Origin of the sequence: Xanthomonas sp. CFBP 8152, from assembly GCF_014199025.1 — a bacterium.
Lineage (GTDB): Bacteria > Pseudomonadota > Gammaproteobacteria > Xanthomonadales > Xanthomonadaceae > Xanthomonas > Xanthomonas arboricola_B.
On record NZ_JACHNO010000001.1, the window covers coordinates 1137884 to 1151490 of the forward strand.

Genomic DNA, 13607 nt, shown 5'->3' on the forward strand with positions numbered 1-13607 from the left:
ATGACACCGATCCGCATGACATTGACCGCGATCGCGGTGGCCAGCGTGCTGTCCGGGTGCACGCTGATGCCGCGCTATGCACGGCCCGACGCACCGGTGCCCGAGCGCTTTGCCGGCACCGAGCTCGCGACGGCATCCACTACCACCGATACGGCGAGCCCCGAGCAGGCGATCGATATCGCCAACATCGGCTGGCGGCAGGTGTTCACCGATCCCGCGCTACAGCAGGTGATCGCCCTGGCACTGGAGAACAACCGCGACCTGCGCGTGGCCGCGCTCAATATCGAAGTGGCGCGTGCGCAGTACCGGGTGGAGCGCGCTGCGCTGCTGCCTGCCATCCAGGCCACCGGCACCGCCAACAACGCACGCACGCCGTCGGAGCTGGCCATTCCGGGCCAGCCGCAGGTGTTCCGCACCTACAGCGCCAACATCGGCATCAGCGCCTACGAGCTGGATCTGTTCGGACGTGTGCGCAGCCTCAAGGAACAGGCGCTGCAACAGTTCCTGTCCACCGCCGAGGCACGCCGCAGCGCCCACATCAGCCTGGTGGCCGAGGTGGCCACCGCCTATCTGACGCTGGCGGCCGATCAGCAGTTGCTGCAACTGGCGCAGTCCACCTTGAGCAGCCAGAGCGACAGTTATCGCCTGCAGCAACGCAGCTTCGAGCTGGGTGTGGCTTCGCAGCTCAGCCTGCGCCAGGCGCAGACCACGGTGGAAACCGCGCGCGTGGATGTGGAGCGCTACACCGCGCAGGTGGCGCAGGACCGCAATGCCCTGGTGCTGCTGGTCGGCACGCAGGTGCCGGCGGCGTTGTTGCCGCAGGCCTTGCCCGATGGCGCCAGCGTGGACGGCAACGTGCTGGCCAGCGTGCCGGCCGGGTTGCCGTCGCAGTTGCTGCAGCGCCGCCCGGACATCCTGGAGGCCGAGCGCAACCTGCGTGCGGCCAATGCCAACATCGGCGCGGCGCGTGCGGCGTTCTTCCCGAGCATCAGCCTGACCGCATCGACCGGCTCGTCCAGCAGCAGCCTGTCCAACCTGTTCGATTCGGGCACCCGCGCCTGGAGCTTCGTGCCCACGCTGACGTTGCCGATCTTCAACGCCGGGCGTAACCGCGCCAACCTGGACATGGCCAAGGCCAACCGCGATATCCAGGTGGCGCAATACGAAAAGGCGATCCAGAGCGCGTTCCGCGAGGTTTCCGATGCGCTCGCCCAACGCGAGACCCTGGGCCGGCAGTTGCAGGCGCAACAGGCCCTGGTCGATGCCACTGCCGACAGTTACCGGCTGTCGCAGGCGCGCTTCGAACGCGGCGTGGACAGCTACCTGCAGGCGCTGGATGCGCAGCGCGCGCTGTACGGCGCGCAGCAGACCTTGATCACCACGCAGCTGTCGCGCTTCACCAATCTGGCGACGTTCTACAAGGCGATGGGCGGCGGTTGGCTGCAATCGGCCGACCCGGCGGTGGCCACGACCGCGACGGGGCAGCCACGTGGATGACGCCGCTGCCGAGGCCGCAGCGCCCAGGCACGCACCGCACGACAAGCGTGGCGCAATCCTGCGCGCGGCAGCCGAGCTGTTTCCGCGCCAGGGCTTCGACAAGACCAGCATGGACAGCATCGCCGAGCGCGCAATGGTGTCCAAGGCCACGGTGTATGTGCACTTCGCTTCCAAGGAGGTGCTGTTGCGTACCACTCTGGAGGCGCTGGCGCACCAGTCGCCCAATCCATGGGAGGCATTGTTGAACATGCGCGGGCCGTTGCCTGTGCGTCTGCTCGCCATCGCCGAGGCGGTCGTGCGCATGGCGGCCAGCAATGCACTGGGCGATGCTGCCTATGGCCTGGTGCGGCCGCCGGCGCTGCCCAGCCAGGTGCGCGAGGAGATGTGGACGCTGGGCTTCGAACGCTACGACACCACGATGCGTGCGGTGTTGGCGCGCGAAGTGGAGCAGGGCAGCCTGGTCATCGACAGTCTGCCGGATGCCTCGGTGCATTTCTTCGGATTGATGACCGGGATGCCGGCCAATGCGGCGATGCGTGGCGACAGGTCGCAGCCACCGGCCGCCGCGCAGCACGCGTCTGTCGCCAGTGCGGTGGCGCTGTTCCTGCGCGCGTATCGGCCGCAACCGTCGGCGGTGAAGACAGGCAGGCGCGAAGTACCGCACGGGTTCTAGCGGCGGCGGCAGGGCAGCACGATGGATGGGTGGTCGGTGGCGCGTTGCCGGCGCTCGTGTGGGCGATCCACCGCGCAATGCAGGCACCGCGCGCGTTGATGAGGGGCGCTCATAAGCGTTAGCACCGCCTGCTGTGCAATGTGCCTGCGGCACGCGGCTATCGTGATGCATCGGTGCTGCAGCGGTATTGACGCCTGCGGCCGACTCATTGGATGCGGCCGTTGCCGCGGGAGCACACGATGCAAACACGACAGTTGGGAAACAGCGGGCTGCAGGTGTCCGCGCTGGGCCTGGGCTGCATGGGCCTGAGTTATGGCTACGGGCCGGCGACCGAGCGCAGGGAGGCGGTCGCCTTGCTGCATGCGGCAGTGGAGCGCGGCGTCACCTTCTTCGATACGGCCGAGGCCTACGGGCCTTTCGCCAACGAGGTATTGCTGGGCGAGGCGCTGGCAGCGCACCGCGACCAGCTGGTGATTGCGACCAAGTTCGGCTTCAAGGACGGACATGCCGATGCCGGGCTCGACAGCCGTCCCGAGCGGATCCGTGCGGTGGCCGAGGCCAGCCTGACGCGCCTGAAGACCGACCACATCGACCTGTTCTATCAACATCGCGTGGACCCGGCGGTGCCGATCGAAGAAGTGGCCGGCACGGTCAAGGACTTGATCGCCGAAGGCAAGGTCACGCACTTCGGCCTGTCCGAAGCCGGTGCCGACACCATCCGGCGCGCGCATGCGGTGCAGCCGGTGGCGGCAGTGCAGAGCGAATACTCGCTGTGGTGGCGCGAGCCGGAGACCGGCGTGTTGCCGACGCTGGAAGAACTCGGGATCGGCTTCGTGCCGTTCAGCCCGCTCGGCAAGGGCTTTTTGACCGGCGCCATCCGGGCCGACACGCAATTTTCCGCGGACGATTTCCGCAATCAGGTGCCGCGCTTCGCTGCCCAGGCGCGTCAGGCCAACCAGGCGCTGGTCGAACGCATCCAGGCCATCGCCGCCGACAAGGGCGCCACGCCGGCGCAGGTCGCGCTGGCGTGGTTGCTGTCGCGCAAGCCGTGGATCGTGCCGATTCCCGGCACCACCAAGCTGCAGCGCCTGGAAGAAAACCTGGGCGGCGCTGCATTGACCTTGAGCAACGAGGATCTTGCGCGCATCCAGCAGGCACTGGATGCGGTGGCGATTGTCGGCGAGCGTTATAGCCCGGAGCGACAGAAGCTGGTCGGTAAGTAACTCCAGCGATCAAGCCGCAAACCGACGCTGTTGTAGGAGCGTGCCCGCGCGCGATGGAGCGTTACCGATAAGCCTCGTCGCGCGCAGGCACGCTCATACACGAGCGTGTCAACGCACCGGATCGTGCCGCAACGCATCGATCACCCCTTCAAACCGACCGCAAACCGACGCCGTTGTAGGAGCGTGCCCGCGCGCGATGGAGCGTTACCGATAACGCCTCGTCGCGCGCAGGCACGCTCCTACACGAGCGTGTCAACGCGCCGGATCGTGCCGCAATGCGTCGATTACCACCTTGAGTGCGCGCGAGGATTGGCGGCGGCTCGGGTAATAGGCGTAATAGCCGTCGAACGGGTCGCACCAGTCTTCCAGCACGCGGCGTAGCCGGCCTGCGGCGATGTGCTCTAGCACCATGGTTTCCGGCAAGAATGCGAGTCCGCCGCCGGCCAACGCGGCACGCAGGATGGCGCTGCTGCCGTTGAAGGTCCACTGCCCACCCACGCGCACCTTGACCTCGCGGCCGTCCTTCTCGAAATCCCAGCGCAGCAAGCCGCCATGCGTGGGCAGGCGTAGGCCGATGCAGTTGTGCCGTGCCAGCTCGGCCGGCACGGCGGGTATGGTGTGGTGCACGAAGTAGCCCGGCACCGCCACCACCGCCATGCGCTGCATCGGGCTGATCGGCACTGCGATCATGTCCTTGGCGACCTGGTCGCCCAGCCGGATGCCGATGTCGTAGCGCTCGGCAACGATATCGGCCAGCCCGTAATCGACGGTGACCTCGATCTTGAGGTCGGGATAGTCGGGCAGCATTTTCGACAACGCCGGCCAGATGTAGGCATCGGCGGCGTGGCCGGCGGTGGTGATACGGATGGTGCCGGCCGGCTTGTCGCGGAAGTCGGTGAGCGCGGACAGTTCGTCATCGATCTCTTCCAGCCGCGGTGCCACGGTGTCGAACAGGCGTGTGCCGGCTTCGGTCATCGCCACGCTGCGCGTGGTGCGGGTCAACAGACGGATGCCCAGGCGTGTTTCCAGTGCGCGCACGGTATGGCTCAGCGCCGATTGCGAGACGCCCAGCTGCGCCGCGGCACGGGTGAAGCTGCCCTCGCGCGCCACGGTGACGAACACCTGCAGATCGTTGAGATTTTCCCGCGTCATTGCTTGCGACGGCCGACTCCAGCGCATGCCATTCATGCCGCTGCATCATGCGCGATGGTACGTGACGGCTTCAAATCCGAGGTGTCATTGCCGCATTGATGCGCTGTGTTTCTAGGTGCATGCGCTGCTGCCCGGATAGTGCCTGCGCCCATGCGCGCTACAGTGCAGGCACTTGGATCGAGGAGCACTGCCATGAATCCGTTCGCAACCGCGATGTCGCTGTCGATGATGGCCGCCGTCACGCCCGGTGGTGAAGAGCCCCAAGCGATCAGGGTGAGCAAGGCCGGCGGCGCCGCATCCGCAGCCGGCCCGGCCGACTATTTCACCGGCAAGGTGCGCATTGATGCGCCATTCCAGACCGACGCGCCGGCGCGGGTAGGCGGGGCCACAGTGACCTTCGAGCCAGGTGCGCGCACCGCCTGGCACACCCACCCGTTGGGGCAGACGCTGATCGTCACCGCCGGTGCCGGGCGTGTGCAGGAATGGGGCAAGCCGGCGCAGCAGATCCGCCCGGGCGACATCGTGTGGATCCCGCCGGGCGTCAAGCACTGGCACGGCGCCAACGCCTCCGTGGCGATGGCGCATATCGCCATTGCCGAAGCGCAGGACGGCTCGCCGTTGACCTGGCTGGAGCAGGTCAGCGAGGCGCAGTACGCGGCCGAGTGAAACGGCGCTCAACGATGATGTGGGGGGCTGCCGCGTCACCGTTGGTGATGCATGTTGCTTGGTGCTGGGCGCGTGACTGCGCTCCACTGCGTAACTGCGCTCGGACTGGCTTATGCCGCTTGTGCCGCAGCCTGTGCACCGGCGCGCAACCGTTGTGCGTCACGCGCGGGCGGCGCGCCGAGAATGCGCGCGTAGTCGCGGCTGAATTGCGAGGCGCTCTCGTAGCCGACGCGGAAGCCGGCATCGGCGGCGTTCAGCGCCTCGGCCAGCATCAGCCGGCGCGCTTCGTGTACGCGTAGATGTGAGCGATATTCCAGCGGCGTCATCGAGGTGACCGCCTTGAAATGCGCATGAAAGGTGGAGCGGCTCATCGCCGACAGATCGGCGATCTGCTCGATGCGGAAGCGCTGCGCGTAATGCTCGCGCAGCCACACGATGGCTTTGGAAATCTGGTTGAGCCGGCTGTCGGCGATGGCCATCTGGCGCACCACCGCATTGGCCGGATCGGCCATCAGGCGATAGAGCACTTCGCGCAGGACCAGCGGCGCCAGCGCGGCGATCTCCTGCGGCTGGTCGAGCAGACGCGCCAGCCGCACTGCAGCGTCCTGCAATGGCGCCGTGCTGTGGTTGAGCAACAAGCCGGCCTGCGCCGCATCGCGCTGCGACTCGACCAGCTCCGGGTGGCTGACGGCCAGGTCGCTCAGCACCGCGGTGTCCAGATCCAGGCAGAAACACAGATACGGCTGCGCGGCACTGGCCTCCACCACCGAACCGACGATCGGCAGATCCACCGAGGCCACCAGATACATCTGCGGGTGATAGATGTACGCCGCCGCGCCCAGCATCGCCTGCTTGCGGCCTTGCGCCACCAGGCACAGCATCGGCGTATACACAGTGGGCACCGACACCGTCGGCGAGGCGCTGCGCATGATCTGCAACCCGGCAATCCGGGTGGCATGCATGCCGTCGCCCGGGGCGTGGCGCAGCAGGATGTCGGTCATCTCGGTCAATGCGGACATGCAGGACTCGGCAGTGGCACCAGGCGGCTTGGCCGCGATGCCGTCGATCGTACAAGACCCACTGTCATGGAGCCCGCATGTCCGCAGCAGCGGCGGGCAAAGGTAGTGCCGGTTGGTGCCGGCACAGGCGGTCGGGCCCGCGCGACCGGCGCCTGGCAATGGCAGGCCAGCCACGATCTTGCGATCACATACGCGCCGTATCATGGGTGTCTGTTTCCGTGACCATCCCGTCCCATGCCCGCAAAACGTTCGACCATCCCCGCACCGGCAAACCCGGCCGACTGGAAGGCGCTTGAGGCTGCCGCCACGGCCGAACTTGCGCGCCGCACGGCGCAAGCGCATCAGCAGATTCTGGGATTGTTGAACACGCATGGGCATCTGCTCAGCGAAGCGCAGCGGCGTGGGTTGCATAGGCGCTTGCTGCGTGCAGGGCGCTAAACGGGGGCGGTAGGGCGCCAACCACATCCTTGACGCTGGAGCGACGGTGCCAGCGTGCCGGCGCATGTGCTTTATGGATTGGTGAGTCGAGTGCGCGGTGCCCTCACCACTTGCGGGACACGCCTTGAATCCGTCCGTGGAGGCTCCTTGGCGGCATCCATGCCGCCAAGGGGCCCGCAACCGGCGAGGACACCGCACCAGAAAGGTGGTCGACGCTCGCATAAGAGCTGCCTGTCGCGCGACGTGCATTGGTCGTTGACTGTTGGGCCGCGCAGGTACATCGCTATCCAAAATGCATAGTACGTGCTGCGCTTGCCCATGCGCACCGACCATCTCGCCTGGTTGTCGCTAGAGATGCATCGGGCATTGAGCTGGCGCATCGGCATCAAACAACGCGCAGCAGGCACTGCTCTTAATTTTGCACACCGACCATCCAGACAGGTCCCTGCCCGCTCACCGTCGCGGGACCTTACGCGGCATGGATGCCGCGTAAGAGCCTACAAGGACGTACTTGCGGCGTGTCCTGCGATGGTGGGCGGGCGAGGGCCCTGCAGCCAAGCTGCAGATCGCCTGTCTTACAGCTGATCTATCCGCAAACCCATATCGGGCTCTCCGTCTTGCAACGTGCCATCCAGCCACCAACCAACCAAGATGTTGATTAGCAGCCACGCATCGGGCTGCGTCCAGCAAGGATCGGCCGAAGCGACCAGCGCGCTCGCGTTCAACCGCCAAGCTCCCACGGCGGCACTTCGCCCAGGCGTTCCTGCAGAAAATCCACGAATGCACGCACACGCGGTGGCTGCAGCTGGCGCGCCGGCATCACCGCGTTGATCTGCGAGGTCGGCGGCGGGTAATCGGGGAGCACTTCGACCAACCGGCCGTTGCGCAGTTCCTCGGCGATATGCCAGTACGAATGCAACGCGATGCCTTGGCCGGCGACGGCTGCATCGCGGATCAACTCACCGAAATTGCTCTCGAAGCGGCTTTGCATGCGGACGCGTACCAGGCCGCCCTCCGGCGTTTGCAACGGCCACACATCCTGGCGGCCGTCGCGGCCCATCAGCAGCACCCCGGCATGCCCGGCCAGGTCGTCCGGCGTGCGCGGGGTGCCGTGGCGCTGCAGGTAATCGGGCGAGGCGGCGAGGGTGCGGCGGTTGTCGGCGATGCGCCGCGCCACCAGCCCGGAGTCGTCCAGCGGGCCGATGCGGATCGCCAGGTCGAAGCCTTGCTTGACCAGGTCCACCAGGTCGTCGCTCAGGTGCGCACTGATGTGCACGCGCGGATGGCGGGCCTGGAATTCCGGCAGCAACGGCGACACGTACTGCCGCCCGAACGAGGCCGACATGGTCATGCGCAGGATGCCGCCGACCGCATGTGCGCTCTCGCGCAGATCGTCGGCCAGCGCACCCAGATCCTGCACCAGCACGCGGCCGCGCTCGGCCAGGCGCTGGCCTTCGGGGGTCGGGTGCAACCGGCGCGTGGTCCGGTGCAGCAGGCGCACGCCCAGGTCGCGTTCCAGCCGCTTCAGGCGCTGGCTGGCGACCGCTACCGACAGGTCCAGGCTGCGCGCACCGGCCGTGATCGAGCCGGAATCGAGCACGCGCAGGAACAGGGCGATATCGCCGAGGCGGTCCATTACGATTCTCAACGATTGGTTGATAGTGAATCAGGATAGCAGGGGTTTTTGCTTGGTACGCCGGAGCGCAGGCTGTGCGTTGTCCTCTCTGGTCCATGTCCATGCCCACGTCCGCTTCCGCGCGTTGTTCGCGTTTTCCCCCAGCGCTGCTGGCGCTGACCATCGGTGCCTTCGGCATCGGCACCACCGAGTTCGTGATCATGGGCCTGCTGCAGCAGGTGGCCACCGACCTGGGCGTGTCGCTCAGCGCCGCCGGCCTGCTGATCAGCGGCTATGCACTGGGCGTGTTTGTCGGGGCACCGGTGCTGACGCTGGCCAGTGCACGGCTGCCGCGCAAGGCGGTGCTGGTCGGGCTGATGGCGATCTTCACCCTGGGCAACGTGGCCTGCGCGCTGGCGCCGGATTACACCGGCCTGATGGTTGCGCGCGTGCTGACCTCGCTGGCGCACGGCACCTTCTTCGGCGTGGGCGCGGTGGTGGCGACCTCGCTGGTCCCGGCCGAGCGCCGTGCGTCGGCGATCTCGCTGATGTTTGCCGGGCTGACCGTGGCCACGCTACTGGGCGTGCCGGCCGGCGCCTGGCTGGGCCTGCAGCTGGGCTGGCGGGCGACGTTCTGGGCGGTTGCGATCGTCGGCGTGCTGGCCACGGCCGCAGTGGCGTTGTGGGTGCCGGCGAACGCAGGCGCGGCCGCGCCGGTGTCGTGGCGCCAGGAAGTGGCGGTGCTGGGGCGCGGGCAGGTGCTGCTGGCGCTGGCAATCACGGTGGTGGGCTATGCCGGCGTGTTCGCGGTGTTCACCTATATCCAGCCGTTGCTGGTGGACGTGAGCGGTTTCGCGCAGACGGCGGTGTCGCCGGTGTTGCTGGTCTTCGGCGTCGGCATGATCGCGGGCAATCTGCTGGGCGGGCGTCTGGCCGACCGGCGCCCCACCGCCGCCTTGCTGGGCAGCCTGGCGGCGTTGGTGCTGGTGCTCGCCGCGATAGGCCTGGTGCTGCACACCAAGACCGCGATGGTGGTGTTCGTCGGGCTGCTGGGCGTGGCCGCCTTCGCCACCGTGGCGCCGCTGCAGTTGCGCGTGCTCGAGCATGCACGCGGTGCCGGCCAGAACCTGGCCTCCAGTCTCAATATCGCCGCGTTCAATCTGGGCAATGCGCTGGGCGCCTGGCTGGGCGGTGTGGTGATCGCCACGCACGCCGGCCTGGTCGCCACCCCGTGGGTCGCCACGCTGTTGAGCGCGCTCGGCCTGGGGATTGCGTTGTGGAGCGTGCAGCTGCAACGCCGGCGTGCCGCCGCATCGGGCGTGTGCGCGCAGGCCGGTTGATTCGTTCTTAGGCATGAGCGCAGTGGCCGCGCAGCCGGCTACCTGCGCGATCGCGCAGGTGGTCGGCGAGCGGATCGTCGCGCCCGGTGTCGCGCGTTGCCGGATCGGCCGGCACGGCGCGCGGATTTTCTTTCGGTTTCAAGGAGCATTGCGATGGACACACGTTTTCTCGGCCGTTCCGGTTTCAAGGTGCCGGTGCTGGGTCTGGGGGCCGGCACCTTTGGCGGCAAGGGGCCGCTGTTTTCCGCATGGGGCGATACCGATGTGGCGCAGGCGCGGCGCATGATCGATCTGTGCCTGGAGGCGGGCCTGAACCTGTTCGACACCGCCGATGTGTATTCGGACGGCGCCTCTGAAGAGATTCTCGGCCAGGCGCTGCAGGGCCGCCGCGATCAGGTGATCCTCTCGACCAAGACCGGTCTGCGTCTGGGCGATGGTCCCAACGACGCCGGCGCCTCGCGCTTCCGCCTGTTGCGTGCGGTGGATGCCTCGTTGCGACGCTTGCGTACCGACTATATCGATCTGCTGCAGCTGCATGCCTTCGACGCGATGACCCCGGTGGAAGAAACCCTGACCACGCTCGATGCGCTGGTCCGCGCCGGCAAGGTGCGCTATCTGGGCGCGTCCAACTACGCCGGTTGGCAGCTGATGAAGTCGTTGGCGGTGGCCGACGCGCAGGGCTGGAGCCGCTTTGTCGCCAACCAGACCTACTACTCGCTGGCCGGGCGCGATTACGAATGGGAGCTGATGCCGTTGGGCATCGACCAGGGCGTGAGCGCGGTGGTGTGGAGTCCGCTGGGCTGGGGGCGTCTGACCGGCAAGCTGCGCCGCGGCCAGGCGTTGCCCGAACACAGTCGCCTGCACGCCACCGCTGCCGCCGGGCCGGCGATCAGCGACGAGCGCCTGTTCGACATCGTCGATGTGCTCGACGCGATTGCCGAAGAGACCGGCCGCAGCGTGCCGCAGATCGCCATCAACTGGCTGCTGCAACGGCCCACCGTGAGCACGGTGCTGATCGGCGCACGCGACGAAGCGCAGCTGCGCCAGAACCTGGGCGCGGTGGGGTGGTCGCTGACGGACGAGCAACGTGCGCGCCTGGATGCGGTGAGCGCGGTGGAGCCGCCGTATCCGTATTACCCGTACTGGCGCGGGCACTTTGCCGAACGCAGCCCGCTGCCGGTGTAGTGCGGCATCACGAGAGCGGCATCACAAGGGCCGTGCCGCGCGCGGAATTACCTCGGGATAGGGCACCCTTATGCCTCGAAAGAGCCGAAAGAGCGCACCCGGGTTGAACGGCGGATGCGACAGGTCGTCGATCGGCCCCGCTGTGCGCGGTTGCGCGGCCGATGCTGGCGATGAGAAAGCACAGCAGTCGAATGGCTGCGACGGGGTAACGGCTGACCGGCTGCCAGAGGCAGGCATGCAGTGTGTCTGTGTTTCCACGTTGCGCGTTCGAGGACGTGGCAGTGCGCCCACACGTAGACCGCGCGACGGCCCTGGACTGCCGCGCGGAACGACGCCTTGGCTTGCTTACCAGCGATACGCCACCGACATCTGGTACTGCCGTCCGGCGATCGGCCGGCCCATGAACACGCCGCCGGTCGCAGCACCCGGCACGCGCACATTGCCTTCGGTCAGGCCCAGCGTGTCGGTGACGTTGCTGCCGCTGGCGGTCACTTCCCAGTGTTCGCCCACATGCAGATTGGCGCCAATGTCGAGCATGTCGTAGGACGGCAGCCGCTGGCTGTTGGCCAGGTCCGCAAAGCGATCGCCGATGTAGGAATAGGTGGCAAACACCTTCAGGTCGCCGAACGGCAGCATCCAGTAATAACTGGGCGTGATGCGGAACTGGCGCTTGGGCTGGCGCATCACCTGGTTGCCGGTGAACTCGCGGTAGTTGCGGTACTTCGCATCCAGCCACACCCCGGTGCCGGCCAGCTCGAAGCCGCCGAACGGGCGAATTGCGCCTTCCACTTCCAGCCCGCGCGCACGCGCGTCGCCCACGGTGGTGAAGTTCTCGCCATTGGCCAAAAACGCCTGGAACGGCGAGTTCTTGAAGGTGTTGTAGAACGCGGTCAGGTACAGGTCGTAGCTGCCGGCACCGGACTTGAGCCCGAGTTCGTACTGATCCACTTCCTGCACGCGATTCTGACCATCGCGCAGATTGTCGAAGCCTGGGAACTTCACCCCCGAGTTGACGCGTGCGAACAGGCTGTTGTGCGCATCGAGCGTGAAGTTCAGGCCCGCCGTCCAGGAGAACGCCTCATCGTCCTGGTCGATGCGGCGCGTGCTGGCCAGCGCCAGCGAGGTGGCGTTGTCGTACAGCGTGGCCGGGTTGCCGTCCAGATCGACCGTGGCGGTGTCGTGCACATCGCCGGTGACGCTCTGGCGTTCGTAGCGGGCGCCCAGGTCCAGGCGCAGCCGCGCGTTGAGCTCCCATTCGTCGGCGACGAAGGCGGCGATGTTCTCGCCATCGTAGTTGGCGCGCAGGTTGAAGAACGCGGTGCTGGTGAAGCCCTGGCGCGTGGCCTGCTGCCCGTTGTCCAGCGCCAGATCGATACGGCGCGCGTTGTTCTGCGCGGTGAGCAGCATGGTGTTGCCCAGGTACCAGGTGTCGGCCGAGGAATACCTGGCGTAGTACGCACCCACTGTGAGCGTATTGCCGGCAAACAGTTCGCGGCTCAGGCGCAGGTCGTTGGTGAGCGAATTCAGGCGCTTGTCCACCGACCACCAGCCGGCTTCCAGCACCTGCTGATTCGGATCGACCATGCCGCCGCCATTGGTGTACGTCGCGGTGCCGCTGCTGCCGTAGCTGGCGATGAAATCGCCCAGGCGCTGCGGCGCATCGCCGGTGAACAACGCATAGGTCGGCGCGCTGCCGCTCATCACGTTGAAGCGGTCGGCAATGGTCCAGTCGCCGGTCTCCCAGTTCAGTTCGCCGCCGAACACATCGATGTTGACGCCGCGTCCGTCAGCCAGATCGCGGCGGATGGTCTGTCCATCCGGCCCGACCAGCAGGTCGACATTGCGGAAGTCGCGGCCGAGCAGGGTGCCGGTCTGCGCATTCAAGCCGGGAAAACTGGACAGATCGTTGCCGTTGTTGCGCGACAGCAGCGGAATGGCGGTGTAGAAGGCATTGTTGTCGTCGGTATGCCGCGCGTAGAACGACAGCTCGCCACTGTCCCAGCGCTTGCTCAAGGTGGCGCTGAACTGGCCACCCTTGTCGGCGGAGAACTGCGGGTCGCGGACGCCATCGGTTTGGCGAAAGAAACCGCCCACGCTGTAGTACCAGCCATTGCCCATCGGCCCGCTGTTGAACACATCGATGCGGCGCAGGGCGTTGTTGCCGCCGGTCAGGCGCACGCTGCCTTCGGGCTCGTCCTGGCCTTTTTTCTGGATGAAATTGACCGTCAGGCCCGGCTGGCCGTTGGAGAAGATCGGGCTGGAGCCGCCACGCAACACCTCCATGCGCTCGACCGTGTCGTCGACGCGCAGCAGCGTGGAATTCTCCAGGAACGACAGGGTCGGCGGCGGAAACAGCGGCGAGCCATCCAGTTGCATGGTCACGAACGGCGCATCGCCCTCGGACGGCATGCCGCGCACGAAGATATTGGCACCGGTGCCGCCGCCGCTGGGCTCGGCCCATACGCCGGGCACGATCTTCAGCAGGTCTGCAGTGCTCTGCGGCACGGCCTGCTGGATCTGCTCCGGGCTGGCGGTGGTGATCGAGAAGCTGGCATCGCGCTTGGCCAGGCCCTTGAAGCGCGCGGTGCCGCTGACGATCACTGCATCCAACGTGGTGGCCTCGCTGCGAGGCTCCGCCGTTGAGGATTGCGCATGCGCAACGGACGCAAGCAATGTGCCGATGGCAAGGGACAGTGCATAGCGGGGCATCGATGAGGTCATGAAAGGTCTCCTGAGATGGCGTCGCAGCTGGCGGCAATGCGCGCATCGTGCATGCGTCGTCAAAGGGTGGCCGGCAGC

At 66.9% G+C, this 13607-nt stretch carries 12 protein-coding genes; 7 read left to right on the forward strand and 5 right to left on the reverse strand.

The genetic code is table 11. The annotated features are described in order from the left end of the window. The 3 genes from FHT09_RS04755 (at position 1) to FHT09_RS04765 (ending at position 3393) form a co-directional block, all read left to right on the forward strand. On the forward strand, positions 1-1497 hold the full coding sequence (locus FHT09_RS04755) for an efflux transporter outer membrane subunit (protein WP_104606115.1): 1497 nt from the start codon (positions 1-3) through the stop codon (positions 1495-1497). Then, positions 1490-2170 carry a TetR/AcrR family transcriptional regulator gene (locus FHT09_RS04760; RefSeq protein WP_104606116.1) on the forward strand — a complete coding sequence of 227 codons (681 nt, stop codon included), beginning with the start codon at positions 1490-1492 and terminating at the stop codon, positions 2168-2170. The genes FHT09_RS04755 and FHT09_RS04760 overlap by 8 nt, the downstream gene beginning before the upstream one ends. A gap of 239 nt (positions 2171-2409) precedes the next feature. Further along, positions 2410-3393 (forward strand): aldo/keto reductase, encoded by a 984-nt coding sequence (locus FHT09_RS04765; RefSeq protein ID WP_104606117.1) that lies wholly within the window; start codon positions 2410-2412, stop codon positions 3391-3393. Between the two features lie 252 nt (positions 3394-3645). Here FHT09_RS04765 and FHT09_RS04770 read toward each other — a convergent pair whose 3' ends face one another. Continuing rightward, positions 3646-4545, reverse strand: a complete 900-nt coding sequence (locus FHT09_RS04770) for a LysR family transcriptional regulator (RefSeq protein WP_184416866.1) — start codon at positions 4543-4545, stop codon at positions 3646-3648. Between the two features lie 192 nt (positions 4546-4737). On the opposite strand from FHT09_RS04770, the gene FHT09_RS04775 reads away from it, so the two are divergent. Next, positions 4738-5211, forward strand: coding sequence for a cupin domain-containing protein (locus FHT09_RS04775; protein ID WP_181141305.1), 474 nt, complete (start codon positions 4738-4740; stop codon positions 5209-5211). 110 nt (positions 5212-5321) lie between these two features. Here FHT09_RS04775 and FHT09_RS04780 read toward each other — a convergent pair whose 3' ends face one another. After that, positions 5322-6230 carry an AraC family transcriptional regulator gene (locus tag FHT09_RS04780; RefSeq protein ID WP_104606118.1) on the reverse strand — a complete coding sequence of 303 codons (909 nt, stop codon included), beginning with the start codon at positions 6228-6230 and terminating at the stop codon, positions 5322-5324. A 234-nt stretch (positions 6231-6464) separates the two neighbouring features. On the opposite strand from FHT09_RS04780, the gene FHT09_RS04785 reads away from it, so the two are divergent. Continuing rightward, positions 6465-6668 carry a hypothetical protein gene (locus FHT09_RS04785; protein ID WP_104606119.1) on the forward strand — a complete coding sequence of 68 codons (204 nt, stop codon included), beginning with the start codon at positions 6465-6467 and terminating at the stop codon, positions 6666-6668. A gap of 721 nt (positions 6669-7389) precedes the next feature. Here FHT09_RS04785 and FHT09_RS04790 read toward each other — a convergent pair. Then, positions 7390-8304, reverse strand: a complete 915-nt coding sequence (locus FHT09_RS04790) for a LysR family transcriptional regulator (RefSeq protein ID WP_104606121.1) — start codon at positions 8302-8304, stop codon at positions 7390-7392. Positions 8305-8405: 101 nt separating this feature from the next. On the opposite strand from FHT09_RS04790, the gene FHT09_RS04795 reads away from it, so the two are divergent. Then, positions 8406-9623, forward strand: coding sequence for an MFS transporter (locus FHT09_RS04795; RefSeq protein ID WP_104606122.1), 1218 nt, complete (start codon positions 8406-8408; stop codon positions 9621-9623). A gap of 7 nt (positions 9624-9630) precedes the next feature. On the opposite strand, the gene FHT09_RS20185 is transcribed toward FHT09_RS04795, so the two are convergent. Continuing rightward, positions 9631-9765, reverse strand: a complete 135-nt coding sequence (locus FHT09_RS20185) for a hypothetical protein (RefSeq protein WP_258077210.1) — start codon at positions 9763-9765, stop codon at positions 9631-9633. 11 nt (positions 9766-9776) lie between these two features. Here FHT09_RS20185 and FHT09_RS04800 point away from each other — a divergent pair, with 11 nt between their 5' ends. Further along, positions 9777-10808, forward strand: coding sequence for an aldo/keto reductase (locus FHT09_RS04800; RefSeq protein ID WP_104606123.1), 1032 nt, complete (start codon positions 9777-9779; stop codon positions 10806-10808). A 345-nt stretch (positions 10809-11153) separates the two neighbouring features. Here the strand turns inward: FHT09_RS04800 and FHT09_RS04805 are convergent, their stop codons facing one another. Then, entirely contained in the window at positions 11154-13529 is a 2376-nt protein-coding gene (locus tag FHT09_RS04805) for a TonB-dependent receptor (RefSeq protein ID WP_104606124.1), read from the reverse strand. Between the last annotated feature and the right edge of the window lie 78 nt (positions 13530-13607).